This window comes from Sphingopyxis sp. (assembly GCF_040216815.1).
GTDB lineage: Bacteria > Pseudomonadota > Alphaproteobacteria > Sphingomonadales > Sphingomonadaceae > Sphingopyxis.
The window spans coordinates 717442-743883 of sequence record NZ_JAVJOJ010000009.1; the positions used below are offsets into that span (position 1 = coordinate 717442).

General features: G+C 66.1%; 30 protein-coding genes. 11 read left to right on the top strand and 19 right to left on the bottom strand.

The window, feature by feature from the left end:
* Nucleotides 1-124 precede the first annotated feature (124 nt).
* Together RIA72_RS13895 and RIA72_RS13900 are read left to right on the top strand one after the other, a co-directional pair.
* The gene (locus tag RIA72_RS13895; protein WP_350032652.1) at nt 125-907 is read left to right on the top strand and encodes an SDR family NAD(P)-dependent oxidoreductase; all 783 of its coding nucleotides are present in this window, start codon (nt 125-127) and stop codon (nt 905-907) included.
* A 1-nt stretch (nt 908) separates the two neighbouring features.
* Nucleotides 909-1346 (top strand): acyl-CoA thioesterase, encoded by a 438-nt coding sequence (locus tag RIA72_RS13900; RefSeq protein WP_350032653.1) that lies wholly within the window; start codon nt 909-911, stop codon nt 1344-1346.
* A gap of 120 nt (nt 1347-1466) precedes the next feature.
* Here the strand turns inward: RIA72_RS13900 and gmk are convergent, their stop codons facing one another.
* Nucleotides 1467-2129, bottom strand: a complete 663-nt coding sequence (gmk, locus tag RIA72_RS13905) for a guanylate kinase (RefSeq protein ID WP_350032654.1) — start codon at nt 2127-2129, stop codon at nt 1467-1469.
* 44 nt (nt 2130-2173) lie between these two features.
* Between gmk and RIA72_RS13910 the strand changes: the two genes are divergently transcribed.
* Nucleotides 2174-2737: a DUF2585 domain-containing protein gene (locus RIA72_RS13910; RefSeq protein WP_350032655.1), complete on the top strand. Its 564-nt coding sequence runs from the start codon at nt 2174-2176 to the stop codon at nt 2735-2737.
* A 126-nt stretch (nt 2738-2863) separates the two neighbouring features.
* Here the strand turns inward: RIA72_RS13910 and RIA72_RS13915 are convergent, their stop codons facing one another.
* From RIA72_RS13915 to RIA72_RS13930, 4 genes are read right to left on the bottom strand one after another with little or no spacing between them, the layout of a single operon-like run.
* Nucleotides 2864-3232, bottom strand: a complete 369-nt coding sequence (locus RIA72_RS13915; RefSeq protein ID WP_350032656.1) for a hypothetical protein — start codon at nt 3230-3232, stop codon at nt 2864-2866.
* A 20-nt stretch (nt 3233-3252) separates the two neighbouring features.
* Nucleotides 3253-4668 (bottom strand): class II fumarate hydratase, encoded by a 1416-nt coding sequence (gene fumC / locus RIA72_RS13920; RefSeq protein WP_350032657.1) that lies wholly within the window; start codon nt 4666-4668, stop codon nt 3253-3255.
* The gene (locus tag RIA72_RS13925; RefSeq protein ID WP_350032658.1) at nt 4665-4976 is read right to left on the bottom strand and encodes a hypothetical protein; all 312 of its coding nucleotides are present in this window, start codon (nt 4974-4976) and stop codon (nt 4665-4667) included. The genes fumC and RIA72_RS13925 overlap by 4 nt, the downstream gene beginning before the upstream one ends.
* A 4-nt stretch (nt 4977-4980) precedes the next feature.
* Nucleotides 4981-5463 carry an SspB family protein gene (locus tag RIA72_RS13930; protein ID WP_350032659.1) on the bottom strand — a complete coding sequence of 161 codons (483 nt, stop codon included), beginning with the start codon at nt 5461-5463 and terminating at the stop codon, nt 4981-4983.
* Nucleotides 5464-5550: 87 nt separating this feature from the next.
* Here RIA72_RS13930 and hisB point away from each other — a divergent pair, with 87 nt between their 5' ends.
* The 5 genes from hisB to RIA72_RS13955 all read left to right on the top strand — a co-directional run bounded on the left by hisB (nt 5551) and on the right by RIA72_RS13955 (nt 9504).
* Nucleotides 5551-6138 carry an imidazoleglycerol-phosphate dehydratase HisB gene (gene hisB / locus RIA72_RS13935; RefSeq protein ID WP_350032660.1) on the top strand — a complete coding sequence of 196 codons (588 nt, stop codon included), beginning with the start codon at nt 5551-5553 and terminating at the stop codon, nt 6136-6138.
* A gap of 9 nt (nt 6139-6147) precedes the next feature.
* Complete coding sequence (hisH, locus tag RIA72_RS13940; protein WP_350032661.1) at nt 6148-6756, top strand: imidazole glycerol phosphate synthase subunit HisH; 609 nt, start codon at nt 6148-6150, stop codon at nt 6754-6756.
* Nucleotides 6744-7490 carry a 1-(5-phosphoribosyl)-5-[(5-phosphoribosylamino)methylideneamino]imidazole-4-carboxamide isomerase gene (gene hisA, locus RIA72_RS13945; RefSeq protein WP_350032662.1) on the top strand — a complete coding sequence of 249 codons (747 nt, stop codon included), beginning with the start codon at nt 6744-6746 and terminating at the stop codon, nt 7488-7490. The genes hisH and hisA overlap by 13 nt, the downstream gene beginning before the upstream one ends.
* 115 nt (nt 7491-7605) lie before the next feature.
* Nucleotides 7606-8370, top strand: a complete 765-nt coding sequence (gene hisF / locus RIA72_RS13950; protein WP_350032663.1) for an imidazole glycerol phosphate synthase subunit HisF — start codon at nt 7606-7608, stop codon at nt 8368-8370.
* 24 nt (nt 8371-8394) lie between these two features.
* The gene (locus RIA72_RS13955) at nt 8395-9504 is read left to right on the top strand and encodes a calcium:cation antiporter (protein ID WP_350032664.1); all 1110 of its coding nucleotides are present in this window, start codon (nt 8395-8397) and stop codon (nt 9502-9504) included.
* A gap of 27 nt (nt 9505-9531) precedes the next feature.
* On the opposite strand, the gene RIA72_RS13960 is transcribed toward RIA72_RS13955, so the two are convergent.
* Nucleotides 9532-10668 carry a beta-ketoacyl-ACP synthase III gene (locus tag RIA72_RS13960; RefSeq protein WP_350032665.1) on the bottom strand — a complete coding sequence of 379 codons (1137 nt, stop codon included), beginning with the start codon at nt 10666-10668 and terminating at the stop codon, nt 9532-9534.
* A gap of 190 nt (nt 10669-10858) precedes the next feature.
* On the opposite strand from RIA72_RS13960, the gene RIA72_RS13965 reads away from it, so the two are divergent.
* Entirely contained in the window at nt 10859-11410 is a 552-nt protein-coding gene (locus RIA72_RS13965; RefSeq protein ID WP_350032666.1) for a hypothetical protein, read from the top strand.
* Between the two features lie 41 nt (nt 11411-11451).
* On the opposite strand, the gene RIA72_RS13970 is transcribed toward RIA72_RS13965, so the two are convergent.
* Genes RIA72_RS13970 through crtY form a run of 6 tightly spaced genes read right to left on the bottom strand, consistent with a single transcriptional unit; the run spans nt 11452 to nt 16714 of the window.
* On the bottom strand, nt 11452-11970 hold the full coding sequence (locus RIA72_RS13970; protein WP_350032667.1) for an AAA family ATPase: 519 nt from the start codon (nt 11968-11970) through the stop codon (nt 11452-11454).
* Nucleotides 11967-12536, bottom strand: a complete 570-nt coding sequence (pnuC, locus tag RIA72_RS13975; RefSeq protein WP_350032668.1) for a nicotinamide riboside transporter PnuC — start codon at nt 12534-12536, stop codon at nt 11967-11969. Before pnuC ends, RIA72_RS13970 begins: the two co-directional genes overlap by 4 nt.
* On the bottom strand, nt 12533-13501 hold the full coding sequence (locus RIA72_RS13980; RefSeq protein ID WP_350032669.1) for a phytoene/squalene synthase family protein: 969 nt from the start codon (nt 13499-13501) through the stop codon (nt 12533-12535). The genes pnuC and RIA72_RS13980 overlap by 4 nt, the downstream gene beginning before the upstream one ends.
* Nucleotides 13501-14082, bottom strand: coding sequence for an LOG family protein (locus tag RIA72_RS13985; RefSeq protein ID WP_350032670.1), 582 nt, complete (start codon nt 14080-14082; stop codon nt 13501-13503). The genes RIA72_RS13980 and RIA72_RS13985 overlap by 1 nt, the downstream gene beginning before the upstream one ends.
* Nucleotides 14079-15560 carry a phytoene desaturase gene (locus RIA72_RS13990; RefSeq protein WP_350032671.1) on the bottom strand — a complete coding sequence of 494 codons (1482 nt, stop codon included), beginning with the start codon at nt 15558-15560 and terminating at the stop codon, nt 14079-14081. Before RIA72_RS13990 ends, RIA72_RS13985 begins: the two co-directional genes overlap by 4 nt.
* Nucleotides 15557-16714, bottom strand: coding sequence for a lycopene beta-cyclase CrtY (crtY, locus tag RIA72_RS13995; protein WP_350032672.1), 1158 nt, complete (start codon nt 16712-16714; stop codon nt 15557-15559). The genes RIA72_RS13990 and crtY overlap by 4 nt, the downstream gene beginning before the upstream one ends.
* A 74-nt stretch (nt 16715-16788) precedes the next feature.
* On the opposite strand from crtY, the gene RIA72_RS14000 reads away from it, so the two are divergent.
* On the top strand, nt 16789-17550 hold the full coding sequence (locus RIA72_RS14000; RefSeq protein WP_350032673.1) for a sterol desaturase family protein: 762 nt from the start codon (nt 16789-16791) through the stop codon (nt 17548-17550).
* Nucleotides 17504-17905: a DUF2141 domain-containing protein gene (locus RIA72_RS14005; protein ID WP_350032674.1), complete on the top strand. Its 402-nt coding sequence runs from the start codon at nt 17504-17506 to the stop codon at nt 17903-17905. Before RIA72_RS14000 ends, RIA72_RS14005 begins: the two co-directional genes overlap by 47 nt.
* A 29-nt stretch (nt 17906-17934) precedes the next feature.
* Here RIA72_RS14005 and recQ read toward each other — a convergent pair whose 3' ends face one another.
* The 7 genes from recQ to RIA72_RS14040 all read right to left on the bottom strand — a co-directional run bounded on the left by recQ (nt 17935) and on the right by RIA72_RS14040 (nt 26317).
* Nucleotides 17935-19716, bottom strand: a complete 1782-nt coding sequence (gene recQ, locus RIA72_RS14010; protein WP_350032675.1) for a DNA helicase RecQ — start codon at nt 19714-19716, stop codon at nt 17935-17937.
* 48 nt (nt 19717-19764) lie between these two features.
* Nucleotides 19765-20832, bottom strand: a complete 1068-nt coding sequence (gene arsB, locus RIA72_RS14015) for an ACR3 family arsenite efflux transporter (protein ID WP_350032676.1) — start codon at nt 20830-20832, stop codon at nt 19765-19767.
* Nucleotides 20833-20857: 25 nt separating this feature from the next.
* Entirely contained in the window at nt 20858-21343 is a 486-nt protein-coding gene (locus RIA72_RS14020; RefSeq protein ID WP_350032677.1) for an arsenate reductase ArsC, read from the bottom strand.
* Between the two features lie 22 nt (nt 21344-21365).
* A complete protein-coding gene (locus RIA72_RS14025; protein ID WP_350032678.1) occupies nt 21366-21854 on the bottom strand; it encodes an ArsI/CadI family heavy metal resistance metalloenzyme in 489 nt (162 codons plus the stop codon).
* A complete protein-coding gene (locus RIA72_RS14030; protein WP_350032679.1) occupies nt 21851-22195 on the bottom strand; it encodes an ArsR/SmtB family transcription factor in 345 nt (114 codons plus the stop codon). Before RIA72_RS14030 ends, RIA72_RS14025 begins: the two co-directional genes overlap by 4 nt.
* A gap of 150 nt (nt 22196-22345) precedes the next feature.
* Entirely contained in the window at nt 22346-24382 is a 2037-nt protein-coding gene (locus RIA72_RS14035; RefSeq protein WP_350032680.1) for a putative bifunctional diguanylate cyclase/phosphodiesterase, read from the bottom strand.
* A 114-nt stretch (nt 24383-24496) separates the two neighbouring features.
* Complete coding sequence (locus tag RIA72_RS14040; protein ID WP_350032681.1) at nt 24497-26317, bottom strand: ABCB family ABC transporter ATP-binding protein/permease; 1821 nt, start codon at nt 26315-26317, stop codon at nt 24497-24499.
* Nucleotides 26318-26442: the final 125 nt, after the last annotated feature.

The window sequence follows — 26442 nt, forward strand, 5'->3', positions numbered from 1 at the left end:
ACTTGGTTCGGCGTTAGCCGGGCCTTTAGTCGAGCGGGGTGGGGGTCAGCGGCCTTGCACAACGCCGACAGCCCCCACCCCAACCCCTCCCCTGAAGGGGAGGGGCTTTAAGCAGGAGAAACCCATGAAACTCGATTCCACCGTATCCGCGGTCGTCACCGGCGGTGCCTCCGGCCTCGGCGCCGCGACTGCGCGGGCGCTTGCCGCAAAAGGCGTCAAGGTCGCGATCTTCGACCTGCAGGAAGAAAAGGGCAAGGCGATCGCCGAGGAACTCGGCGGCGTTTTCTGCGAATGCAACGTCACCGACGACGCCAGCGTCGACGCCGCCTTTGAAAAGGCACGCGCCGCGATCGGGCAGGAACGCATCCTCGTCAACTGCGCGGGCACCGGCAATGCGATCAAGACCGCGAGCCGGTCGAAGGAAGACGGCAGCATCAAGCATTTCCCGCTCGACGCCTTCAACTGGATCATCCAGATCAACCTCGTCGGCACCTTCCGCTGCATCGCCAAATCGGCGGCCGGGATGCTGACGCTCGATCCGATGGAGGATGGCGAACGCGGCGCGATCGTCAACACCGCGAGCGTGGCCGCCGAGGATGGCCAGATCGGCCAGGCCGCCTATTCGGCGTCGAAGGGCGGCGTCGTTGGCATGACCCTCCCCATCGCGCGCGATCTCGGCAACGAGAATATCCGCGTCAACACGATCCTGCCCGGCATCTTCGACACGCCGCTGCTCGCGGGTGCGCCGCAGAATGTGCGCGACGCTCTGGGCGCCTCGGTGCTCAACCCGAAGCGCCTCGGCAATCCGCAAGAATATGCCAATCTCGCGCTCTGCATGATCGAGAATGGATATTTCAACGGCGAGGACGTCCGCCTCGATGGCGGGATTCGCATGGCGCCGCGCTGACATGCCGAAACCCGAAAGCTGGCGGCTCGATGCCGCCAGCTACCCCGTCTGCATCGAATTGCAGACGCGCTTTCAGGACATGGACATCAACGGCCACCTCAACAATGTGGCCTATGCCGCGCTGTTCGAAAGCGGCCGCGTACTGCTGAACCGCGAAACGCGCCCACTCGACGCGCGCCCGGCGAACGAGCGCACGATGGTCGCGGCGGTCGAGATCAACTATCTGGCCGAAGGCAATTTTCCCGATCCGGTGCAGATCGCGACGGGCATCGGCCGGCTCGGCACGTCGAGCTGGACGATCGTGCAGGCGATGTTTCAGAACGGCCGCTGCATCGCGACCTGCGACACGGTGGTGGTGTGCCGCACCGACGGACAGGCGAAACCGCTGCGCGCGGAGACGGTGGCGGAGCTCGAAGCGAAGCTGGCGCGGGCGGTTTAGCCAATCCTGATTTCGTCATCCCGGACTTGATCCGGGATCCATTATTCCGACGCTGCGTGAATGGATCCCGGATCAAGTCCGGGATGACGATTAGAATAAAAGCCAGGGCGTGCAGGTCTTCTATAATTTCCGTTCCGCATCGGGCACCGACCGGATCAGGTCGCGCGCAAAGCCGATCAGCCCGATCTGCCGCCGCCGCTTCAATCGCTCGGCGCGCAGGATCGCGCGCACTTCGTCGAAACAGCCTTCGACATTGTCGTTGATCAGCACATAGTCATAGCCGTCCCAGTGGCTGATCTCGTTCGCCGCGCGCTCCATCCGCGCCGCGATCACCTCGTCGCTGTCGGTGTTGCGCGACCGCAGCCGTCGCTCCAGCTCCTCCATCGTCGGCGGCAGCACGAACACCCGCACGACGTCGGGGCCGGCCTCCTGATACAGCTGCTGCGCGCCCTGCCAGTCGATGTCGAAGAGCACGTCCTTGCCCGCCGCGAGCAATTGTTCGACCGGCGCGCGCGGCGTGCCGTAGCGGTGGCCGAAGACATGCGCCCATTCGAGGAACTCACCGTCGGCCGCCATCTTCTTGAAGGTTTCGGTATCGACGAAATGATAATGCACCCCGTCGACCTCGCCCGGCCGCGGCGGGCGCGTCGTTGCCGAGATCGAGAGGGCGATGTCGCTGTCCGCCTCCAGCATCATGCGCGAAATGGTGGTCTTGCCCGCGCCCGACGGCGAGGAAAGGACGAACAACACGCCGCGGCGGTTCAGATGGACGCTATCAGCCATGCGCGCTATTCGCCTGACGAGGAGCGGCGGTCAAGGGGGCGCGGATGGCTGGGATTTCACGGACAGGAGGGCTGGTCGCCGCCGCGCTGGTGGCGCTTCTTGCCGCCATATTGATCGGAATGGGCCGCCCGCCGATCTGCCCGTGCGGAACGGTCAGCCTGTGGCACGGCATCGTGCAATCGGACCAGAACAGCCAGCAGATTTCGGACTGGTACAGTTTCAGCCACGTCATCCACGGCTTCCTCTTTTACGGCGTGCTGCGGTGGATCATGCCCGATCGGCCGCTGTGGGTGCCGCTCGCCATCGCGATCGGAGTCGAGGGGGCGTGGGAAATCCTGGAAAATTCGCCGCTGATCATCGACCGCTATCGCGAAGTGACGATGGCGTTCGGCTATTCCGGCGATTCGGTGCTCAATTCGGTAAGCGACACGCTGTTCATGGTCGCGGGGTTTCTTGCCGCGAGCCGGATGCGCTGGTGGGCGACGGCGGCTCTCGCGGTGGCGTTCGAGCTTTTCACGCTGTGGACGATCCGCGACAATCTGACGCTCAACATACTGATGCTCGTCGCGCCGGTCGAGGCGGTGAAGGAATGGCAGGCAGCGGGTTGAAACGCCCACCCCCTGAAAAGCTCATTCCGGCGGAGGCCGAAATCTCTCCGGCGCGTCCGGCTGCGATGGCGAGATCCCGGCGTTCGCCGGGATGACCGAAGAAAAGTCAGACCGCGCTTTCGCCCTTCAATGGATCGCCGGCCGTTTTCCGTTCGCCTCGACCGGGATCGACGGCGGCAGCGCGTCGCCGATTTCCTGGCCGTCGGTTGGCGTTTCCGCGGTGCCGGCATAGCCATCGACCACGCCCGCTTCGACCAGCGCAGGATCGGCGGCATGGGCGGCCTCTGCCGCGCGGCGCGCTTCGGCGCGTTCGGCCCATTTTTTCGTGAGATAGGCGCCCGCGACGGTCGCCGCGAGCACGGCGTAGCGCTGCGGGAAGAGCCGCCGCGCCGCCATGAGCGTCCCCGCGCCGATAATCGTCCCGGCAATGGGGTGGTTGCCATGTTTGCGGCCGATCGACCGGCCTACCATTCCGCCCAAGATCCGACCTATCATCTTATCTCTCCTTCCCCATCCTAATTCCCGGAGGGGCCGCCGGGTTCCGGACCGAGCATCGTGCGCGGATCGACGAGGCGGTCGAAGGTCGCGGCATCGACATAGCCGAGGTCCAGCGCAGCCTCGCGAAGCGTACCGCCCGTGTCATGCGCGTGCTTCGCAATCTTTGCCGCCTTGTCATAGCCGATTGCGGGCGCGAGCGCCGTCACCAGCATCAGCGAACGGTTCATCAATTCGTCGATGCGCGCCCGATTGGGCTCGATCCCGATAACGCAATGCGCGGTGAACCCCGCCATGCCGACGCTGAGCAAGTCGATCGAGCGCAGCACATTGGCGCCGATCAGCGGTTTGAAGACGTTGAGTTCGAGATGGCCCTGCAGGCCCCCTACCGTCACCGCCTGATGGTTGCCGATGACCTGCGCCGCCACCATCGTCAGCATTTCGCACTGGGTCGGATTGACTTTGCCCGGCATGATCGAGCTGCCGGGTTCATTCGCGGGCAGGTCGAGCTCGCCAAGCCCCGCGCGCGGGCCCGATCCCAGAAGGCGGATGTCGTTGGCGATCTTGGTCAGTGCGACCGCGAGCGTGTTCAGCGCGCCGGAAAAGAAGACGAGTCCGTCGTTCGACGCGAGCGCCTCGAACTTGTTTCGCGCCGGCTCGAACGCGATGCCCGTCGCTTTCGACAACTCCGCCGCCATCGCGGCGTCAAACCCCGCGGGGGCATTGAGCCCGGTACCGACCGCGGTGCCGCCCTGCGCCAGCTTGCAGATATTGTGCGCGAGCGCCCCCTCGATCCGCGCGCGGCACGCGATCAGCTGCGCCACATAGCCCGAAAACTCCTGCCCCAGCGTCAGCGGCGTCGCATCCTGAAGGTGGGTGCGCCCGATCTTGACGATGTCGTTCCATGCCGCTGCCTTGGCGGCGAGCGCATCGGTGAGGTCGGCCAGCGAGGGCAGCAGCCGTGCAGTCGTCTCGACCGCGACCGCGACGTGCAGCGCGGTCGGAAAGCTGTCGTTCGACGATTGGCCCATGTTGACATGATCGTTGGGGTGAACCGGCGCCTTGCCGCCGCGCGTCCCCGTCAGCGCCTCATTCGCGATCCCGGCGATCACCTCATTGGCGTTCATGTTCGACTGGGTGCCGCTTCCCGTCTGCCAGATCGCGAGCGGGAACTGGTCGTCATATCGTCCCGCGGCGACGGCGTCGGCGGCCTCGGCGATCGCGTCGGCAAGCCGTCCATCGAGTCCATGGTCGCGGTTGACGCGCGCCGCGGCGCCCTTGATCCGCGCAAGGGCACGGACGATCGGCAAGGGCATCCGTTCGTGCGCGGGGAAAGCGAAATTATGCCGGCTGCGTTCGGTCTGCGCACCCCAATAGGCGTCGGCCGCAACCTCGATATCGCCGATCGAGTCGCTTTCGGTCCGCTTTGCATTCATACCGCCAGCATCCTTGTCACCAGAATCGCACCCGCCCAGATCATCGCGACGAGCCCCAGCAATTGCCAATATCCGCCCTCCCCGATGCGCCGGCGCAGCCATGCAGCAGTCAGCCAGACCAGGACGAGCGCGGGGGTGAGGACGGCGAGGCTGAAACGCAGCAGCCCATCGGCAATCGGTCCGCGCGCCCGATCGCCCGCGAACAAAGCAAGGCCCTCGACACTCCACCAGAAAGCCGCGGTCAGCACGACCATGCCCGCAAGGGCCCAATATTGCCAGAAGCGCGTTGGCGGCCAAAGTTTGGCCACGACGCTATCTCTTCTTGCCGAAATCCACGGTCACGACGTTCGATCCGTCCTCGCTCGTGACTTCGGGGCGGTCATTCTCCGCTTCGTCATGCGGCTCGGGCTGCGCGGCTTCGTCGTCGCTGACCTGGAATTGCAGTCCGAAATCGACCGAGGGATCGACGAAAGCCGTGATCGACGCATAGGGGATCGTCAGCATCGACGGCGTCTGGTTGAACGACAGGCCGACGCAGAAATGATCGTCCTCGACGCGGAGGTCCCAAAAGCGATTTTGCAGAACAATCGTCATTTCGTCGGGGAATTTGGCGACCAGATGCGCGGGAATATCGACGCCCGGCGCCTGCGTCTTGAACGTGATATAGAAATGATGTTCGCCGGGCAGACTATCGCTTCCCTCGACCTGCGACAGCACGCGGCCGACCACCGCGCGCAGTGCATCCTGCACGATTTCGTCATAGGGAATCAGGCTGTCGCGGACGTCGTCATTCATGGCCGAGGGGGATGGACGGGCGGCGTTCGCGGGTCAAGGGGGGAGAGTCGCCTTGCAACGCGAAAAATAGCGTCTAAGGGGCATCTCATGCGAACCGCCACCGTCCAGCGCACGACCAAGGAAACGGATATCGCGATCACCGTCAATCTTGACGGGACGGGCGATTATTCGGTGTCCACCGGCATCGGCTTCCTCGACCATATGGTCGAGCAATTGTCGCGCCATTCGCTGATCGACATTTCGATGGCGGTGAAGGGGGACCTTCACATCGACCAGCATCACACCGTCGAGGATTCGGCGCTCGCGCTCGGCGAAGCGGTGGCAAAGGCGCTCGGCGACAAGCGCGGCATCGCGCGCTATGGCGAAGCGCATGCGCCGATGGACGAAACGCTGACGCGCTGCGTGCTCGACATTTCGGGGCGCCCGCACTGCGTCTATAAATCGACCTTCTCGCAGCCGCGGCTGGGGGAGATGGACACCGAAATGTTCCCGCACTGGTTCCACAGCTTTGCGCAGGCGGCGGGGATCACGCTGCACATCGAAATGCTCTATGGCGAGAACAACCACCATATCGCCGAAAGCATGTACAAGGCGCTCGCGCGCGCGCTGCGCCAGGCGGTCGAGATCGACCCGCGCAAGGGCGACGCCATCCCTTCGACCAAGGGCGTTCTCTAGAGGCCGTCCATGAGCGTCATTGCCCTGATCGACTATGGCGCGGGCAATCTTCGCTCGGTGCATAATGCGCTCGTCGCGGCGGGCGCGGATCATGTCGCCGTCACCGCCGATCCGGGCGTCGTCGCCAAAGCCGACCGCATCGTGCTGCCCGGCGTCGGCGCCTTCGCGGCGTGCATGAACGGCCTGTCGGCGATTCCGGGCCTTGTCGATGCGATGGAGCGGCGTGCGCGCGGCGAAGGCGCGCCCTTCCTCGGCATCTGCGTCGGGATGCAATTGCTCGCCGACGCGGGCGAGGAGCATGGGACGCACAGGGGACTCGGCTGGATCGGCGGGACCGTGCGCGCGTTCGATCCCGCGCCCGGTCTCCGCATCCCGCATATGGGCTGGAACGACGTGGTGCCCACCTTCGCGCATCCGGTGATCGCCGCAGGCGAGGCCTATTATCTCCACGGCTATCATTTCGCCGACGCCGCGCATGTCGCTGCGACGAGCAGCCACGGGGCGACCTTTACCGCCGCCGTGGCGAAGGACAATATCGTCGGCGTCCAGTTCCACCCCGAAAAAAGCCAGGCCTATGGCCTCGCGACGCTTGAAAGATTCCTCGCATGGCATCCGTAGATTCTGGCCTGACCATCTTCCCCGCAATCGACCTCAAGGGCGGGCAGGTGGTGCGGCTTGCCGAGGGCGATATGGCGCGCGCGACCGTCTATGGCGACGATCCGGCGGCGCAGGCACGGCTGTTCGCGGGCGCGGGCGCAACGCATCTGCATGTCGTCGATCTCGACGGCGCCTTTGCGGGGGAAAGCGTCAACGGCGCGGCGGTCGAAAGCATCATCGCGGCCTTTCCCGGCAAGGTACAGGTCGGCGGCGGCATCCGTAATCGGGAAGGCGTCGACCGCTGGCTCGCGCTCGGCGTCGATCGCGTGATCATCGGCACCGCCGCGCTGAAAGACCCCGACTTCGTCAAATCGGCAGCGCGCGATCTTCCCGGCCGCATCGTCGTCGGCGTCGACGCGCGCGATGGCATGGTGGCGACCGAGGGCTGGGCCGATGTGTCCGACGTGCGCGTCGGGGACTTGGCGCGCCGGTTCGAGGATGCGGGCGTCGCCGCCCTGCTCTTCACCGACGTCGGCCGCGACGGGCTGCTCAGGGGCTGCAATGTCGAAGCAACGGTGGCGCTGGCCAAGGGTGTCGCGATTCCGGTGATCGCGAGCGGCGGCGTGGCCGGGATCGAGGACGTCCATGCGCTGCGCCCGCATGTGGCGGATGGGATCGAGGGGGTGATCACCGGCCGCGCGCTCTACGACGGCCGGCTCGATCTGGCCGAAGCAATTGCTGCGGGGCGGGCGTGAACCGACGTCTCAATCCCGTTCGCATCGAGCGAAGTCGAGATGCCCATCGGTATGGCGCCGACCTGAAGGGGGTCTCGACTTCGCTCGACACGAACGGAATTGAGAGATTGGCTCAATGACCGTCCGCGTCCGCGTCATCCCCTGCCTCGACGTTGCCGATGGCCGTGTCGTCAAGGGCGTCAATTTTGTCGATCTGCGCGATGCGGGCGACCCGGTCGAGGCTGCGCGCGCCTATGATGCCGCGGGCGCCGACGAGCTTTGCTTTCTGGACATTAGCGCGAGCCATCAGGGCCGCGGAACCCTGATCGATATGGTCGCGCGCACCGCCGAGGTCTGTTTCATGCCGCTGACCGTCGGCGGCGGGGTGCGCAGCGCCGAGGACGCGCGCGCGTTGCTGCTCGCCGGCGCCGACAAGGTCGCGGTGAACAGCGCGGCGGTCGCGCGGCCCGAACTTGTCGCCGACATCGCCGATCGCTTCGGCAGCCAGTGCGCGGTGGGCAGCATCGATGCGCGGCGGGTCGAAGACGGACGGTGGGAGATTTTCACGCACGGCGGGCGCAATCCGACGGGGATCGACGCGCTCGATCACGCCGTGCGCCTTGCGGATCTGGGCGCGGGCGAACTGCTCGTCACCAGCATGGACCGCGACGGCACCAAGGATGGCTACGACCTCACGCTCACGCGCGCGATCGCCGATGCGGTGTCGGTGCCGGTGATCGCGAGCGGAGGCGTCGGCACCCTCGACCATCTGGTCGCGGGCGTGCTCGAGGGCGGCGCGAGCGCGGTGCTCGCGGCGAGCATCTTTCACTTCGGCGAAGCAACCATTGCCGACGCCCACGCCCGGCTCGCCGCGGCGGGATTGCCCGTGCGTTCGAGCTGACGCATCATTTTTGCATCGCGGGGCATGGCATTTCGCAAAGCGCGCCGCCATAGTCGGACCATGGTGAAAGCCCGCATCCGAACGACCGATATTCTGCCGCTTCTTGGCCTTCTGATCGCGCTGGCCAGCCTGGCCGTCCCGCTTCCCGCGCTGCTGCTGGGGGTCGCGCTGATCGCGTCGGTGTTGGCGGCGGTCCATCATGCAGAGGTCGTCGCGCACCGCGTCGGCGAACCCTTTGGCACGCTGATCCTCGCGCTGGCGGTCACGGTGATCGAGGTCGGACTGATCCTGACGCTGATGCAGGCCGACCCCGAAAAGTCGGTGACGCTTGCGCGCGATACGGTGTTCGCGGCGGTCATGGTGATCCTCAACCTGCTGATGGGGCTGTGCCTGATGGTCGGCGCGATCGAACATCACGAGCAACGGTTTCAGCGCACCGGCATGGGCGCGGCGCTTGCGACGCTCACCGTGCTAACGGTCGTCGCACTGGTGCTGCCCAACTATACATCGAGCGCCCCGGGGCCGCATTATTCGCCCGAACAGCTCGGTTTCGTCGCGGTCGTCTCGCTCTGGCTCTACGCGACCTTCGCGCTGGTCCAGACGGTGCGCCACCGCGGCTATTTCCTTCCCGACGGCGACGACCAGGCCGAGCCCGAGGTTCACGCCGCACCGCCCAGCGGCGCGCGGACCGCGCTGTCGGGCGGGCTGCTGCTCGCCAGCCTGATCGCGGTGGTGCTGCTTGCCAAGCAATTGTCGCCGACGATCGGAACGCTGCTCGCCAGCGCGGGCGCGCCCGCTGCCGTGCTGGGCGTGGTGATCGCGGCGATGGTGCTGGCGCCCGAAAGTCTCGCGGCGATCCGCGCCGCGCGCGCCAATCGGTTGCAGACCAGCCTCAACCTCGCACTGGGCTCCGCGCTCGCGACGATCGGGCTGACGATCCCGGCGGTCGCGCTGCTTTCGGTCATCACCGACATGCCGATCGCGCTCGGGCTCAGCGACAAGTCCGCGGTGCTCTTGTTCCTTTCGCTGATCGTCGCGTCGCAGACGCTGGCGAACGGCCGCACGACGGTGCTCCAAGGTGCGATCCACCTGACGATTTTTGCGGTTTATCTGTTCACAACCTTTGTGCCGTGACGCATCGGCCCTTTTTGGCCGTGCGGTTTATGTCTTGCGAACGAACACCGTCCCCGCGCTATACCCCGCGCCGAACGAACAGATGAGGCCAGTGTCGCCCGCGACCATATCCTCGTGATGCAAATGAAAGGCGATGATCGACCCCGCGCTTGACGTATTGCCATAGGTATCGAGCACGGTCGGGCTTTCATCGTCACTGGCTTCATGGCCCAGTACGCGCTGCGCGATCAGCCGGTTCATGTTGGTGTTCGCCTGATGCAGCCAGAGGCGGCGCATGTCGGTTCCCGCCAGCCCCAGCTTTTCCATCTCCGCGACGATCATGCTTGCAACCATCGGCACGACCTCTTTGAACACCTTGCGCCCTTCCTGAACGAACAATTTGTCGGTCCGGGGCCCCGACTGGTCGATGCCGCCGTGCGCGCGGTTCAAAAACCCGAAATTGTTGCGGATATTGTTCGAAAAGACCGTCTTCAGCCTGGTGCCCAATATGTCCCAATGCCCCGCGGGAGCCATGTCCTTGGCCTCGATCAGGATCGCCGTCGCCACGTCGCCGAAGATGAAATGGCTGTCGCGGTCGCGCCAGTTCAAATGGCCCGAGCAGATTTCGGGGTTTACGACGAGCACGCTTTTCGCATGACCCGCGCGGATATAGTCGGCCGCGGTCTGGATGCCGAAGGTCGCCGACGAGCAGGCGACGTTCATGTCGAAACCAAAGCCGTCGATGCCGAGTGCGTCCTGAATCTCGACCGCCATCGCCGGATAGGGACGCTGCATGTTCGACGCCGCGCACAGCACGGCATCGACGTCCGCCGCATCGCGGCCCGCGCGCGCAAGCGCATCCTTTGCCGCCGCGACGCCGATTTCGGCGAGGATCGACAGTTCATCATTGCTGCGCTGGGGCAGGCGCGGCGCCATGTGGCGGGGATCGAGAATCCCCGCCTTGTCGACGACGAAACGCGACCCGATGCCGCTCGCCTTCTCGATAAACTCGACGCTCGATTCGGTCAGTTCGGGCGCCTCACCCGCCGCAATAGCCCCTGCATTTTCTCTATTGTGCAGCGCAACATACTCGTTAAAACTTGCAACAAGTTCTTCGTTGGAGATGCTTTCGGCGGGGGTAAACAGGCCGGTGGCGGAAAGGACCGGCTGCGGAACATGCGACATGGCGTTTCTCGTGTCTTTTGGTTTCAGGGCATGAGGATTAGGCCCGGTTGCAGCGCCGCGCAACGCCCCAGCAGCGGCTGAACGCTCTCCGACATCATGGTTAACCTGCCGCTAACGATTTTGGTGGCAGACTACAAAGTTGCAGGCCTCCGGGGGGATGGCTCCCCGGGCGCCGAGCGGGAGCATGACCATGGCGACGCGATCCGGACCGGCCGCAGGCGACCTGTCCCTTTCGGAAATCAAGGAATTTGCGGGCTTTCCCGCGGGAACCCAGCGCTATATCCGCCGCTCGCTCGACATCGGGCTCGAACGCGACGATGCGATCGCGCGCTGGTCGCGCGACATGGTGGAGGAAACCGCGATCCGCGTGCAGGCCAAAGTCTATCAGCGGCTCGGGGATATTCGCGCGCACATCCCCGACGACAGCGGGCTCGACGCCCTCGAAGGCTTCATGGCTCCGCTCGTCGCCGTATCGGCGTTCGATCTGGGACAGGACCGTCTGCCGGGTTTTTCAGCCTATCGCTTCCTTTACGAACGCCTGCTCGGCGCTCATGCGCGGCCGTGGCTGCCCGGCGCCTTTTGCGCCGCGGCTTCGCTTCCGCACCTGCATCCCGACAAGCGCAAGACGCTGCTCCAGTCGATCAGCGAAGCCGCCGCGACCGCCCCCGGCTGGTCGGCGCGCGAGCCGAGCTTCTATCCCGAATGGGTCAACAAGATCGACGAGACCCGGCCGGCGAACTGACGGCCGCCGCGTCGCGGAGACAGCGAAGCCTTGCCGCCCCCTCACCCCAGCTTCGCCGCCTCGATCGCGGCGAGGGCATTGTCGATCCGCGCGTCGCCCTCACCCTCGACCCACGCCCATTTGAGCCGTCGCCTTTCCAGTTCGCCGATTGCGACATCCATGAACTGACGCCGCGCCAGATCGCTTCCGAAAAGGCGCGTACCATCCTCGCGCCATGGCAGATCCATGGCGGGGACCAGATAGAGGTCGGCCACATCGGTCCACGCGTCGATTTCGGGCAGGCGCTGTCCCAGCAGCATGATCGCCCACGCCTGCGTCATCAGCGGGTCGGTGTCGGATATCAGCCACTCGGGGCGCTCGGTCAGCCCCGCGGCGGTCGCGGCGCGGTGGCCGTCGAAAATGGCGAGCAAGTCAACCGCGTCGAACTCGGTGCCGTGCGCTTCGGCATAGGTGCGCCCATATTCGGGGATCACCAGCCCGCCGAGCCGCAGCGCCAGCCGCGGGGCAAGCGTCGACTTGCCGGTACTTTCGGCCCCGTGCAGGCAGATGCGCCGCGTCATATCGCGTCGCGCCCCGTCGCCGCGGCGCGGCGCCACTGGATCAGCCCGTCGATCGACAGGCCGAGCAGCACGACATAGACCGCGCTGGTCGCATAAAGCCCGCGCGAGGCAAAGAGCGGGATCGCGATCAGATCGACGACGATCCACAGGAACCAGCTTTCGACGCGGCGCCGCGCCAGCAGCCATTGCGCCGTGACGCTGATCATCGCGATGGCGCCGTCGATCCACGGCGCGGCGGCGTCAGTGTGGCGGTCCATGGCATAGCTCCACCCCGCCCAGGCCGCGAGCGTGCCGAGCCCCCAGCCCCAGCGTGCGCCGCGGCCCATCCAGCCGACGGGTATGCCGCTGTCGTTCCGCGCGCGCGTCCACGCCGCCCAGCCATAAAGGTTGAGCGCAAAGAAAAAGCCCTGGAGCAGCATGTCGCTGTACAGCTTCGCCTCGAAAAAGACGAAGGCGTAGAGCGTCACGGCGACGAGCGCGAAGGGATAGTTCCAGATGCTGCGCAGCGCGACGAGCGCGACATTCGTGAGCACGAAGGCGGCGGCCATCCACTCGATCGGGTTCATGCGCCGGTGCGCTCCTCACCGGGTCGCGGCCGGGTCCACAAACCCTCGCGGCTGATCCGCCGCTGCGGCGGGCGGCGGAGAACCGACCAGCCGGCGCGGGCTACCCAGCCGAGTTTGGCGGCAAGCGAGCTTGCGGCGCGGTGATCCCACGCATGGTCGCCGCGCCGCCGCACCTCGCGCGCAATGTCGCCATAAATGCCCGCCGCGGCGAGCACCGCCCAGCGGCTGCGCGGCGGCAGTTTGCGCGCACCCCAGCGCGCCGACGCTTCATATTCCGCGGCCATTTCGGCGAGCCACTTCGCCATCACCGACAGGCGCGGGCGGAAAGCCGGGTGCATATGCTGCCCCGGCGGAATGTCGAGTTCGACCATCCATTCGACGGGCAGGTAGCAGCGGTCGGCCGCGGCATCCTCCGCGACGTCGCGCGCGATATTGGCGAGCTGGAACGCGATGCCGAGGTCGGCCGCGCGGTCGAGCGTGCGATCATCGTCGGGGTCGATCCCCATCACCAGCGCCATCGCGACGCCGACCGCACCCGCGACATGATAGCAATAGCGGAGCAGGTCCGCCTCGCTGCGCGGCCGCCAGTCCTTTGCATCGAGTTCGAACCCCGCGATGATGTCGTCGATCACTGCGCGCGGAATCGGGGTCTCGGTGAGCAGGAAGCCGAGGGCGTCGAAGGCGGGCTTCCCCGTCGGTTCACCCGCAAAGGCGCTGTCGGTCAGCGCGCGGATCGCGGCAACCGCAGCGGCGGGATCGTGCCCCGGCGCCATCGCGCCGCCATGATCCTGTCCGTCGGTCAAATCATCGGCGGCGCGGCACCAGGCGTAGAGCAGCCAGACGCGCTCGCGCACCGTGCGGTCGAAGAGCTGGCTGGCGAGCGCAAAGCTTTTCGATCCGCGCGCGATGCTGTCGTGCGCGAAACCGTGGAGGGCGTCGGCGTCATAGGCCCCCGCCGCATCCATCAGAGATTTTCGGCCTTCATCGCAAAAATCGGCTGGTGCGGCCGGTAATTCGCCATCTTGTCGAGAAGCTCGTCCAGCCCGGCATCGACGATCATGATCCCCGCGTGCGCAGGCCGGATGAAGCCGACCTCGATCATGCGGCGGTTGAAGGCGATAAGGTCGTTGTAGAAACCCGCGGCATTGAGCAGCCCGACGGGCTTGCTGTGATAACCAAGCTGCGCCCAGCTGATCGCTTCCCACAGCTCGTCCATCGTCCCGACCCCGCCGGGGATGGTCAGAAAGCCATCGGACAGGTCGGTGAACATCTTCTTGCGCTCGTGCATCCCCGACACGACGTGCAGTTCGGTGCAGCCGCGGTGGGCAACCTCGGTGCCGACGAGCGCATCGGGGATCACGCCGATGACCTCGCCCCCCGCCTCCAGCGCGCTGTCGGCGATAGCGCCCATCAGCCCCAGCCGCCCGCCGCCGTAAACGACACCGATGCCACGTTCAGCCAGCGAGCGCCCGACATGGCGTGCGGTTTCGATATAGATCGGATCTTCGGGGGTCGCGGACCCGCAATAGACGGCAAGGCGTTTCATAACTTTTCCAACATCAAACGGGCCGTCGCCTTCGCGCTGCCGACGACACCGGGGATCCCCGCGCCCGGATGCGTCCCCGCGCCGACGAAGTAAAGATTGGAAATCACATCGTCGCGATTGTGCGCGCGAAACCAGGCCGACTGCCACAGCACGGGTTCGAGGCTGAACGCGCTGCCGAGGTGCGCCGACAGGTCGCGGCCGAAATCGGCCGGGGTATAATGAAAGCGCGTGACGATATTGGCGCTGAGATCGGGGGCGACGCGCCGTTCGACCTCCTCGACGATCGCATCGGCGAAGCGCGCGCCGAAATCGCCGTCCCAGTCGGCCGCCGCCTTGCCGAGATGCGCGACGGGGGCGAGCGCATAGAAGGTCGAATGGCCGGGCGGCGCCATGCCGGGATCGGTGATGCTCGGATGGTGAAGGTAGAGCGAGAAATCGTCCGGCACGACGCCGTTCTTGTAGATGTCGTCGAGCAGCCCCTTGTAGCGCGGGCCGAACAAGATGCTGTGATGCGCGACCTCCGGATAGTCGCCCTTCGCGCCGAAATGGACGACGAACAGCGACGGCGACCAGCGCTTGCGCGCGAGGCGACGCGCGACTTTCGGCCCGCGCGGATGCCCGGCGAGCAGATCCTTGTAGCTGTGCATCAGGTCGCCGTTGCACGCGACCATATCGGCCTCGCCCTGCCAGCCGCTCGCGGTGGTGACGCCGGTGGCGCGGTCGCCCGCCGCATGAATCTCCGTCACCGCATCGCCGAGCCGCAGCGTGCCGCCCAGCCGCTCGAACAATCGCACGAGTCCCGCGACCAACTGGTTGGTGCCGCCGCGCGCGAACCAGACGCCGCCATCCTTCTCGATCGTGTGAATCAGCGCATAGATGGCGCTGGTCGTCATCGGATTGCCGCCGACCAGCAAAGTGTGGAACGACAGCGCCTGCCGCAGCCTTTCGTCCTTCACATAGGACGAAACGATCGAATAGACGCTGCGCCACGCCTGATATTTCATCAGCGCGGGCGCGGCCTTGATCATCGCCCGAAAGTCGAGAAAGGCCGTCGCGCCGAGCTTGACATAACCCTGTTCGTAAACGCCCTTCGAATAATCGAGGAAACGCTCATATCCCGCGACGTCGGCGGGGTTCAGCCGCGCGATTTCGGCAAGGAGCGCGGCCTCGTCGTTCGAATAGTCGAAGTTGGTGCCGTCGGGCCAGTTGAGCCGGTAAAAGGGGCGGACGGGCATCAGTTCGACATCGGCGGCCATATCCTGCCCGCTCAGCGCCCAGAGTTCGGCAAGACACGGCGGGTCGGTGATGACGGTTGGCCCGGCGTCGAAGGTGAAACCGTCTCTTTGCCAGTGATAGGCGCGCCCGCCAGGCTTGTCGCGCGCCTCGACGATCACTGTCGCGATCCCCGCCGATTGCAGCCGGATCGCGAGCGCCAGGCCGCCGAACCCCGCGCCGATGACGATTGCGCGGCGGCTCACCGCCAATCGAACCCGGCGAGCGCGGCGAGCGCGCGGCCGACGGGCACCGGCGGCTTGCCCGCGAGCAGGCGGAGCCGGTCCGCCGCGGACGAGCGCCCGGCGTAAAAGCGCGCGATCAGCCGCGGCGAGAGGCGGTAGAAGCGCTCGAAGATGCGATAGCGCGCGTCGGGATCGGCGGCGCGGAACAGCATGGCATCCAGCATCCGGTAGAAGCGCTGGCGCCGCCACGACGCCGCGGCGCGCGCGCGAAGCTGTTCGGGCAGGTCAGCGCGCCCCGCCAGCGCGGGCAATGCCGCGGCGGTGCGCACCGCGTACGGCAGCGAATAGCCCGTCGTCGCGTGAAACATCCCCGCGCGCACGCCAATGCGCGCGGTGCGATCGGACGCCGGCCACAGCCGGTCGAAATCGCCGGCGATCACCACCGGCAGCACGCCGCTCTCCTCGCGGGTGGTCGCCGTTACCGTCCACCCCTGCGCCGCAGCATAGGCGGCGAGCCTATCGCGCACCAACGCTTCGTCGAGTTCGGCGTCGTTGCTGTAATAAGTATCCTCGACGAACAGGGTTTCCGCATCGAAGGGCAGAAGATAGACAAAGCGATAACCGTCCAATTGCTCGACGCTCGCGTCCATCACCACCGGATGTTCGACGCCGTGCCCGCCCGCGATCGTCAGCGCCTGCCCGACAAATTTCTGCCAACCGCAGTCGAGGGTCGGAAACTTCCCCGCGCCGCGCGCGTCGATGACATGCTTGGCCGAGAGGCGGCCGCCGCGCGCGAGCAGCAGATGATCGGGCGCGACATGCTTCGCGCGGTCGGCAATGATGCGCGCTTCGGGCAGCGCCGCCGCGACCGCTTCGGCCAGCGCCTCGCCGGTGATGCTTTTATATCCCATGCGCAGCGTGCGGTCGTGCGCCGGAAAGCGCACATCGTAACGCGGCCAGTGATGGCGCACGAGCGGCGCGACGAGCCAGCGATCCGCCTTCGCGATGTCGCTGTCGAAAAAGGACCAGATATGATTGCCGCCGACCGGCCCCGGTTCGACCAGCCGGACGTCGAGATCGGGGCGCCTGGCGGCAAGCGCGAGCGCCGCGAGTCCGCCGGCGAGCCCGCCGCCGACGATCGCAATGTCGCATCGATCATCAATCTGCCCCGCCATGGTTCCGCCCTAGCCGGGCATCGCGCCCCTTGCAAAGCCATTGCAACGCGTGGCCGAACGGCTAGCCTCCCGCCATGACCGGCTGGGCGATCCTTTTGTCCGCGCTTGCGATGACCGCGATCGTCGGCGTGCGCTATCTCGTGACCAGCGGGGCCTTTGCCTTCGCCACGCGAATCCGGCATCCCGGCCTCTATCGCGGCCTCGAACCACAGATGCGCCGCGAAATCGGCTGGAGTCTCGCGAGCGCCGCCATTTACGGCCTTCCCGCCGGGGTGGTCGCCTGGGGGTGGCAGACGCATGGATGGACGCGCATCTACACCGACGTAAGCGCCTTTCCGCTCTGGTATCTGCCGATGAGTCTGCTGCTCTATCTGCTGCTCCACGACAGCTGGTTCTATTGGACGCACCGCTGGATGCACCGCCCGCGGCTCTTTCGCCTCGCGCACGCGGTCCATCATGCCAGCCGTCCGCCGACCGCGTGGGCGGCGATGAGTTTTCACCCGGTCGAGGCGGTCACCGGCGCGGTCGTCATTCCTGCGCTCGTCTTTCTCATCCCCATCCATGTCGCGGTGCTGGGACTTGTTCTGGCGATCATGACGATCATGGGCGTCGGCAATCATATGGGGTGGGAGATGTTCCCGCGCGCGCTTGTTCATGGACCAGCGGGACGCTGGCTGATAACCGCGACGCATCATCAGGCGCATCACGCCGCCTACCGGGGGAATTATGGACTCTATTTCCGTTTCTGGGATCGCGCGTGCGGCACGGACATCGGGCTTGGCCGCTTTGATGCTGAGCATCCTTCCGGCGAACGCCCTGCCGCCGCCGACGGTTGAGGTCAGCGTTACCGGGCTGCGCAGCGCCAAGGGCCAGTTGCTCGTCTGCCTGACGACCAAGGCCACCGCCTTCCCCGATTGCAGCAAGGACAAGGGGTCGGTACGCATGGCGGTCAAGGCCGCCGACGCAGGCGATTTCGCCATCCACGCGCCCGCAGCGGGCACCTATGCCATCGCGGTGGTCCATGACGAGAATGGCAACAACAAGATGGACAAGGCGATCTTCCTGCCCAAAGAAGGCTTCGGCTTTTCGCGCAACCCCACGATCACCGTCGGCCCGCCGAGCTTCAAATCGGCGAGTTTCGCGGTCGTGGGCGACGTGCGCCAGTCAATCCGTATGAAATATATGCTGTAAGAAGCGGGTCGCCGGACGAATACAGCCGGTCAGAATTGCCGGATTACATTCAGAAAGGCGTCGCCCCACGCCTCCAGCTTTTTCGCCCCGACGCCCGGAATCGCGGCCAGGTCGCTGCGCGTCGCCGGGCGCTCGCTCGCCATCGCGCGCAGCACCGCATCGTGGAAAACGACATAGGGTGGCACCCCCGCTTCGGCGGCGAGGTCGCGCCGAACGCTGCGCAGCGCGTCGAACAGCGGGTCGCCCACCGGATTCGCCGCCGCGCGATCTGCCCGCAAGCCCCGCCGCGTTCGCTTCGTCGGCGGCTCCGCAATCAGTACCGGCGCTTCGCCCTTCATCACGGCGCGACCCGTCGGACCGAACATCAGCCCGCCATGCTCGGTCGCCTGCAAGGCTTCGCGCGCGACGAGCGTGCGCACCAGCGGTTTGATAAGCCGCGCCTCCTCGCCCTCGACAATCCCGAATACCGACAGCTGGTCGTGCCCCCGGCTGGCGATCCGCGCGTCGCTCCGGCCCGTCAGCACCGCTTCGACATGCCCCGCGCCGAAACTCTGCCCGGTGCGATAGACCGCGCTCATCAGCTTCTGCGCAAGCACGGTCGCATCGACCTGCTTCGGGGGGTCGAGGCAGGTGTCGCAATTGCCGCAGCGTTCGGGCGGATCTTCACCGAAATGGCGGAGCAGCAGCGCGCGGCGGCACTCCACCGTCTCGACCAGCGCAGCGAGCGCGTTGAGCCGCGCCCGTTCGCCCGCCACGCGCGCCGCGGACAGTTCGGACAGGCGGACACGCGCGCGCGCAAAATCGTCGGCGCCCCACAGCATCAACGCCTCGGCAGGATCACCGTCGCGCCCCGCGCGGCCGGTTTCCTGATAATAGCTTTCGATCGACTTCGGCAGCCCGGCATGTGCGACAAAGCGCACGTCGGGCTTGTCGATCCCCATGCCGAAGGCGACGGTCGCGGTGACGATCCCGTCCTCCGACGCCACAAAATCATGCTGCACCGCCGCGCGCCGCTCGGGGTCGAGCCCGGCGTGATAGGCCGCGACGCTGCGCCCCGTGGCGCCCGCAAGCCGCGCCGCCATCCGCTCGGTCCCGTCGCGCGTCGGGCAATAGACGATCCCCGGCCCCGGATTGGCGGCGATGAAATCGGCAAGCTGTTTTGCCGGGCTCACCCGCGGGGTCACCCGGTAACGGATGTTCGGCCGGTCAAAGCCCGCGAGCACCAGCCCCTCGGCCGGAATGCCGAGCTGGAGAAGAATATCCTCGCGCGTGTGCTTGTCGGCGGTCGCGGTCAGGGCCAGCCGCGGCACCTCCGGAAAGGCGTCGAGCAGCGGGCGGAGCAGGCGATAGTCGGGGCGGAAATCATGCCCCCATTCGCTGACGCAATGCGCTTCGTCGATCGCGAACAGCGCGGGCGCGCGCGCTTCCATCAGCGACCGGAAACCCTCCCCCGTCGCGCGCTCGGGCGCGATGTAGAGAAGGTCGAGCTGGCCGTCGCGATACGCCTGGCGCGTATCGGCAAAATCGGCGTCGACGCTGGTGAGCGACGCGGCCCTTATCCCCGCCGCGCGCGCGCCGCGCAGCTGATCGTGCATCAGCGCGATCAGCGGCGACACGACGACGACGCAGCCGTCCAGCGCCACCGCGGGCAATTGATAGGTCAGCGACTTGCCCGCCCCCGTCGGCATCACCGCCAGCGTGCGCTCGCCCGCCATCACGCGCGCGACAACCTCGCCCTGCCGGCCCCGGAAATGATCGAAACCGAAGGTGGATTTTAAGAGCGGAAGCAGCGCGTCGGCGGAACAAGACATAGGCCGCCGTAGCAATTGCGACCCTGCGCCGGTAGGGGGTAAGGGGCATCAGCCCGACTGCGCGGATGCCCCAGGCACATTTTCCGGAAACCAGCGCCGACCCAGCCAGAGCGCAAGGTTCACCAGCAGGATCAGAACGGGCACTTCGACCAGCGGCCCAATCACCGCCGCAAAAGCCACCGGAGACCCCAGGCCGAACGCCGCAATGGCCACCGCAATCGCCAGTTCGAAATTATTGCCCGCGGCGGTGAATGCGATCGCCGTCGTGCGCGGATAATCGGCGGCGATCAGCTTGCCCATCGCAAAGCTCAGCACGAACTGGGCGACGAAATAGAGGGTGAGCGGGACCGCGATACGGGCGGCGTCGAACGGCAGCGTCAGGATTTCTCCGCCCTTCAAGCTGAACATGGCAACGATCGTGAACAGCAGCGCAAAAAGCGTGACGGGCGCGATGCGCGGCAGGAAGCGATCTTCATACCATTGTACGCCGCGGGTCCGGGTGAGCCACGTGCGCGTCAGAAAGCCCGCCGCGAACGGCACACCCAGATAGAGCAGCACCGCCTCCGCAATCATCAAGGGGCTGATGTCGACCATCTGCCCCGCGAGCCCGAGCAGCGGCGGAAGAAAAGTGAGAAAAAACCACGCATAGATGCTGAAGAAAAGAATCTGGAACAGCGAGTTGAAGGCAACCAGCGCCGCGACATATTGATTGTCGCCCTTGGCAAGCTGGTTCCAGACGAGCACCATGGCGATGCACCGCGCGAGCCCGATCAGGATAACCCCGGTCATATAGGCGGGCTCGTCGCGAAGGAATACGACCGCCAGCACGAACATGAGTACGGGCCCGATCAGCCAGTTTTGGACGAGCGACAGCAGCAGGACGCGCTTGTCTTCGAATACGCGCGGCAGGGCGCCGTAGCGGACGCGCGCCAGCGGCGGGTACATCATCAGGATCAGTCCGATCGCAATCGGGATGTTGGTACTGCCGACGCTCAGCGCATCGATATGGTCCGGCAATTGCGGAAAGACGCTTCCCAATGCAACGCCCAGCGCCATCGCTAGAAAAATCCACAACGTCAGATACCGGTCGAGAAACCCCAGCCGCTCGCGATCCATCAGCCTTGTCCCTTGTGAAAACCGTTCACGCCGCGCCCGCCATCCTGCCGATGCGTCCCAGCGCCTCGCGCAGCTCGTGGCGCCCCATCTCCTCGATCGGCAGAGCAAGCATCGCCGCCGAGCGCGCTTCGAGCAGGCGCCAGGTTTCGGCGAAGGCGGCGTCCTCAGCCGCTTCGCCGCCGGGTGTGTCGGCCGGGTCGGCAAGGCCCCAGTGCGCTCGCACCGGCGCTCCCGCGAACAGCGGACAGGTCTCGCCCGCCGCATTGCCACAGACGGTGATCGCGATGTCGATGCGCGGCGCGCCGGGAACCGCGAACTCTTCCCAGCTCTTCGAGCGAAACGCCGCGACGTCGAAGCCCTTGGCCGCGAGCAGCCGCAGCGCGGCCGGATGCGGCACACCCCTCGGCTGGCTTCCGGCGCTATAGGCGCGCACGCGCCCTTCGCCCATGCGCGCGATCAGCGCTTCGCCCAAAATGCTGCGCGCCGAATTGCCAGTGCACAGCACCAGCACGCCAAGCTCCCCGGCCACGGTGTCAGCAACAGACGTTGGGGATAGGCGCCGGGCGCACCTCGACCGCGGCGGCGGGGACGCAGCACGCGCCTTCGGCGGCATTTTCCGACGCCAGCGGCGCGAAATCGGGACTCTCGCCGTACACCGTCGCTTCGCCATTGGTCAGGAAGGCCTCCCATACGACGCCGTCAGGATCGGCGATCCAGCTCTTTTCCGATTTGGCGTAGCAACAGGTCGTCGCGCCCTCTTCGAGCACCGGCGCCCCGGCGGCCTTCAACCGGCCATAGACCGCCTTCAGCTCATCGGCATCCTCGACCTGCAACCCGACATGCTCGATGCCGCGATGCGCGCCGTCGCGCACCGAAATCGCGAAATTGATCCGCGGATCGTCGAGCATCCACTTGGCGTAATCGGGCTTGGTCACGCTGGGCGCGGCGCCGAACAGCCCGCTGTAAAAGGCGATCGATTTGTCCAGGTCGGCGACGCCGACGTGCATGTGAAAACGACTCATGCGCTTTTCCTTTCGCGGTTGGTTTCGGTGATGCATTCCGCCGCGGGCGCACATGCCGCCCCGCCGCAGCAATTTGCCATGAGAAAGCCGACCAGCGCGTTCATTGCAGCATAGTCGGCCGAATAGATGAGCGAGCGCCCGTCGCGCCGCTGCACGATCAGCCCGGCGTTGGAGAGCTGCGCGAGGTGGAAGGAGAGCGACGATGCGGGCACGCCCAGCGCCCCGGCGATCGCGCCGGCAGCCAGCCCATCGGGACCGGCCTGGACAAGAAGCCGGAACAGCGCCAGCCGATGATCCTGCGCGAGCGCCGCGAGCGCGCGAACGACATGCTCCGATTCCATCGCCATCTCCATAATTCGATAATCGTGGAAATATGGAAACGGAAGCGGGTCGTCAAGAGATATTTCGATGATGCTCGAAATAACTCCGAAGGCGCGTCAGGCGCGATGATGGATACGGTCTGGATCGGGTCTGCGCCGCGCGATCCCCCGTCAGGCGGCGTGGCCGCGCTGCTTTTCGCGATCGGCATTCGGCACGCTGCAACCCGGCCGTCCGATCAGAAAGCCCTGCACCTCGTCGCAACCTTCGCGGCGCAGCACGTCGAGTTGTTCGGGCGTCTCGATCCCTTCGGCCAGGATCGGGATCGACAGGCTTTTGCCAAGCGCGAGCACGGCGCGCAGGATCGCGGTCGACTGGATATTGCCTTCCAGTTCGGCAGCGAAGAAGCGGTCGAGCTTGATCTTGTCGAAGGGAAAGGCGCGCAGCGTCTCGAGCGACGAATAACCGGTTCCGAAATCGTCCAGCGCCACGCCGACGCCCAGCGCCTTGATCTGGCGCAGCACATGCAGCGCGCGTTCGCGGTCGGCGATGATCGCGGTTTCAGTGAGCTCGATCTCCAGCCGCCGCGGTGGCAGGCCGGTGTCGAGCAGGATCTGGTGGAACAGACGCGGCAGGTCGACGTGCGCGAGTTGGAGCGGCGACACATTGACCGCGACTTTCGATGCGTGCGGCCAGGTCGCGGCGTCGGCGCAGGCGCGCCGCATCACCCATTCGCCCAGCGCAAGGATAAAGCCGTTGGCCTCCGCCAGCGGAATGAAGACCGTGGGCGGAATGGCACCGCGAAGGGGATGGTGCCAGCGCAGCAACGCCTCATAGCCGGTGACTTCGCCCGTCGTAACCGAGGTCTGGACCTGATAGTGGACGTCGAGTTCGTCGCGGTCGATTGCGCCGCGCAGATCGGCGGCCAGTTCGCGCTGGTCGCGGATCGCCTCGTCCAGCTTCCAGTCGTAAAAGCAGGGCGCGGTCGCGGCATCGGCCTTGGCGCGGTACATCGCAAGATCGGCATTGCTCGCCAGAAGGTCGGCGGACGCGGCGTCGTCGGGAAAGATCGCGACGCCGATGCTCGCGCCCAGCCGCGCCTCGAAATCCTCGAACAGCAGTGGCGCCTTGAGTTCGGCCTCGATCCGCGCGGCAAATGCGACCAGTTGGTCGCGTTCAGTAAAGCGCGTCAGCGCAACGAACTCGTCGCCGCCGAGGCGCGCGACAAATTCATTCGGACCCAGCGCGTCGCGCATCCGCTGCGCGATGCGGACCAGCACATCGTCGCCGGCCTTGTGGCCGTGAACATCGTTGATTTCCTTGAATCGGTCGAGGTCGATCGCGCACAGCCCGACACGATTGCCGCTTACCCGCGCCGCGCCGATCAGACGCGAAAGCTCGGCGCGATAGGCCGCGCGATTGGGAAGCCCCGTCAGCGCATCGTTCATCGCCATGCGCGTCAGTTCGCGCAAGGCTTCCGACCGCGTCTGGCGGTCGAGCATCGCGGCAAAAACGCCCGCCGCGATCACGATACCGCCCACCAGCACAGTGGCCAGCGCCAGCGCGTGAAATTCCGCCGGACGCAGCGGCGTCTCGTCGAGCGCCATCGGGGTGATCCGCATCGCGGTCATCGCGAGGAAGTGGAGCGACGCGATCGCCAGCACGATCAGTCCGGTCGCAATCGGCACCTGATAGCGTATCGTCTTGCGGCTGCGCAGCACGGCCAACGCCGCCGCGGCGAACGCCATGCCGCACATCACCGCTGCAGCGACATAGTTCCCGTCCCAGTCGACCAAGCCGTCGACGCGATAGGCGGTCATCCCCGTGAAATGCATCGCGGCGATCGCGCCGCCGAACAACGCGCCGCCCAGCGCGCCGGAAATTTCGCCGCGCCCCCACGCGGCGACCGCAAAACCGATGAAGGAGCCGACCATCGCGACCATCAAGGACGCGATCGTGAGCACGGGATCGAGCGTGACCGGCGCCTTCGCTTCATAGGCAAGCATCGCAACGAAATGGGTGCACCAGATCGTCGCGCTGGCGGCGACCGCGACGAGGAACGCCCAGGCAACCCCCTGCTTGCGTTCGGCGCTGCCTATGCGTTCGAACATCTGAACGATTGCAAAGGCACCGATTCCGCAGATCGCAACCGCCAGCGCGACGAGCCACGGATCGTGCTCGATCGCGATACACATAGCCAGCCTGATCAAAATCCCACCTTTCGCAGCTGGTCCGCCGCGGGCGGACTGGTCCCGCGGCCGCAATGGCCGGGAAGGGCTTACGATTTTGTAAATAGGCAAGAAAGCGACGACCAAAAAAGCCGTTCAGGCGTCGGTCGTCCCCTCTTCGCGTTCGGCCTGCTGCCGCGCCCACATGTCGGCATAAAGCCCGCGCATCGCCAGCAGTTCATCGTGCGTTCCCGTCTCCGCGACACGTCCCTTGTCGAGCACAATGATCCGGTCGGCGTTCGTCACCGTCGACAGGCGGTGTGCGATCACCAGCGTCGTGCGCCGCGCGGCGATGCGGTCGAGCGTTGCCTGAATCGCCGCCTCCGTCCGGCTGTCGAGCGCGCTCGTCGCTTCGTCGAGGATCAGCACCGGCGGATTTTTGAGCAGGGTCCGCGCGATGGCGACGCGCTGTTTCTCGCCGCCCGACAGCTTCAGTCCGCGTTCGCCGACTTCGGTGTCATAGCCTTGCGGCAACAGCGCGATAAAGCCGTCGATCGCCGCGCCCTCGGCCGCCGCGGCAATCTCTGCGGCGCCCGCCCCTTCGCAGCCATAGGCGATGTTATAGCCGATCGAATCGTTGAACAGGACGGTGTCCTGCGGGACGATGCCGATGTTCGCGCGCAGGCTCTGCTGCGTCACGCGCGATATATCCTGCCCGTCGATCAGGATGCGCCCGCGCTGCGGGTCATAGAAGCGAAAGAGCAGCCGCGCGATCGTCGACTTGCCCGCCCCCGACGGTCCGACGATCGCCAGCGTCTCGCCCGCGCCGACGGCAAAGCTGACGCCGTTCAGGATCGTGCGGTCGGCCTCGTAACCGAATGCCACATTCTCGAATGTCACCGCGCCGCCGTTCACGACCAGCGGCCCGGCGTCCGGTGCATCGGAAATTTCGGGCGGCGTGTCGATCAGGCGGAACATCGCCTCCATGTCGATCAGCCCCTGGCGAATGACGCGATACACCATGCCGAGCATGTCGAGCGGGCGGAACAGCTGCGCCAGCAGCGTGTTCACCAGCACGACGTCGCCGACCTTATAGGCGCCGACCGACCAGCCCCAGACCGTATAGGCCATTGCCCCCGCGAGCGCTGCGTTGGTGATCAGGCTCTGCCCGATGTTGAGCCACGCGAGGCTGTTCTCGCTCTTCACCGCCGCGCGCGCATATTGGTCGGCGACGTCGCGGTAGCGCGCCTCCTCGCGCGCCTCGGCGCCGAAATATTTGACCGTCTCGTAATTCAAAAGGCTGTCGACGCTGCGCCCGATCGTCAGCGTGTCGAGGTCGTTCATCCGCGTGCGGAGCGCGTTGCGCCAGTCGGTCACTTTCCGCGTGAAGATGATATAGACGACGACCATCAGCGCGGTCGCGCTGGCGAGGCCAAAGCTGAACTTGGTCCAGAAGATGATGAGCACCGCCGCCAGTTCGATCACCGTCGGCGCGATGTTGAACAGCAGGAAATAGAGCATCGTATCGATACTCTTTGTGCCCCGCTCGATCACCTTGGTGACTTCGCCCGTCCGCCGCGCGAGGTGGAAACGCAGGCTCAGCGCGTGCAAATGGCTGAAGGTCGCGATCGCCAGCTCGCGCGTCGCATCCTGTCCGACCCGCTCGAACACGACGTTGCGCAGATTGTCAAACAGCACACCCGCGAAACGCGCGCCGGCATAGGCGAGGACCAGCCCGATCGCGAGCGCGACGCCTTCCTCCATCCCCGGCGCCATCCGGTCGATCGCAGCGCCATAGAGAAAGCCCATCGACAGCTGCACGCCCTTCGACGCGAGCACGATGAGCCCGGCCAGGACGATGCGCGCCTTCGCCTGCCGCTGCCCCGCGGGCCACAGATAGGGCAGAAAGCGCCGAAGCGTGGCAAGGACGGGCGGCTCGCGGCCGGCATCGGCGGAGGTGGCGGTATCGGGAGGCATGAACGCCCCATGTAGGGGGGCGGAAGCGCGACGCCAAGCGGTTCGGTTACACCGCCCGTCATCCCGGCGAAGGTCGGGATCGCGGCGCTACGCCGGATCGCTGCGGTGAGATCCCGGCCTTCGCC

Coding starts and splice junctions, on each gene's coding strand:
- RIA72_RS13980 (WP_350032669.1), bottom strand. CDS start 13,501: ATGGATGCGGCGGGGGCCTATGACGCCGACGCCCTCCACGGTTTCGCG.
- hisA (WP_350032662.1), top strand. CDS start 6,744: ATGGCATCCGTAGATTCTGGCCTGACCATCTTCCCCGCAATCGACCTC.
- RIA72_RS14005 (WP_350032674.1), top strand. CDS start 17,504: ATGCTGAGCATCCTTCCGGCGAACGCCCTGCCGCCGCCGACGGTTGAG.
- RIA72_RS13895 (WP_350032652.1), top strand. CDS start 125: ATGAAACTCGATTCCACCGTATCCGCGGTCGTCACCGGCGGTGCCTCC.
- RIA72_RS13970 (WP_350032667.1), bottom strand. CDS start 11,970: ATGACGCGGCGCATCTGCCTGCACGGGGCCGAAAGTACCGGCAAGTCG.
- gmk (WP_350032654.1), bottom strand. CDS start 2,129: ATGGCTGATAGCGTCCATCTGAACCGCCGCGGCGTGTTGTTCGTCCTT.
- RIA72_RS13910 (WP_350032655.1), top strand. CDS start 2,174: ATGGCTGGGATTTCACGGACAGGAGGGCTGGTCGCCGCCGCGCTGGTG.
- RIA72_RS14025 (WP_350032678.1), bottom strand. CDS start 21,854: ATGAGTCGTTTTCACATGCACGTCGGCGTCGCCGACCTGGACAAATCG.
- RIA72_RS13900 (WP_350032653.1), top strand. CDS start 909: ATGCCGAAACCCGAAAGCTGGCGGCTCGATGCCGCCAGCTACCCCGTC.
- hisH (WP_350032661.1), top strand. CDS start 6,148: ATGAGCGTCATTGCCCTGATCGACTATGGCGCGGGCAATCTTCGCTCG.
- RIA72_RS13955 (WP_350032664.1), top strand. CDS start 8,395: ATGGCATTTCGCAAAGCGCGCCGCCATAGTCGGACCATGGTGAAAGCC.
- RIA72_RS14000 (WP_350032673.1), top strand. CDS start 16,789: ATGACCGGCTGGGCGATCCTTTTGTCCGCGCTTGCGATGACCGCGATC.
- recQ (WP_350032675.1), bottom strand. CDS start 19,716: ATGTCTTGTTCCGCCGACGCGCTGCTTCCGCTCTTAAAATCCACCTTC.
- RIA72_RS13930 (WP_350032659.1), bottom strand. CDS start 5,463: ATGAATGACGACGTCCGCGACAGCCTGATTCCCTATGACGAAATCGTG.
- RIA72_RS13915 (WP_350032656.1), bottom strand. CDS start 3,232: ATGATAGGTCGGATCTTGGGCGGAATGGTAGGCCGGTCGATCGGCCGC.
- RIA72_RS14030 (WP_350032679.1), bottom strand. CDS start 22,195: ATGGAATCGGAGCATGTCGTTCGCGCGCTCGCGGCGCTCGCGCAGGAT.
- RIA72_RS13985 (WP_350032670.1), bottom strand. CDS start 14,082: ATGAAACGCCTTGCCGTCTATTGCGGGTCCGCGACCCCCGAAGATCCG.
- crtY (WP_350032672.1), bottom strand. CDS start 16,714: ATGGCGGGGCAGATTGATGATCGATGCGACATTGCGATCGTCGGCGGC.
- RIA72_RS14040 (WP_350032681.1), bottom strand. CDS start 26,317: ATGCCTCCCGATACCGCCACCTCCGCCGATGCCGGCCGCGAGCCGCCC.
- hisB (WP_350032660.1), top strand. CDS start 5,551: ATGCGAACCGCCACCGTCCAGCGCACGACCAAGGAAACGGATATCGCG.
- RIA72_RS13960 (WP_350032665.1), bottom strand. CDS start 10,668: ATGTCGCATGTTCCGCAGCCGGTCCTTTCCGCCACCGGCCTGTTTACC.
- fumC (WP_350032657.1), bottom strand. CDS start 4,668: ATGAATGCAAAGCGGACCGAAAGCGACTCGATCGGCGATATCGAGGTT.
- pnuC (WP_350032668.1), bottom strand. CDS start 12,536: ATGAACCCGATCGAGTGGATGGCCGCCGCCTTCGTGCTCACGAATGTC.
- RIA72_RS13965 (WP_350032666.1), top strand. CDS start 10,859: ATGGCGACGCGATCCGGACCGGCCGCAGGCGACCTGTCCCTTTCGGAA.
- arsB (WP_350032676.1), bottom strand. CDS start 20,832: ATGGATCGCGAGCGGCTGGGGTTTCTCGACCGGTATCTGACGTTGTGG.
- hisF (WP_350032663.1), top strand. CDS start 7,606: ATGACCGTCCGCGTCCGCGTCATCCCCTGCCTCGACGTTGCCGATGGC.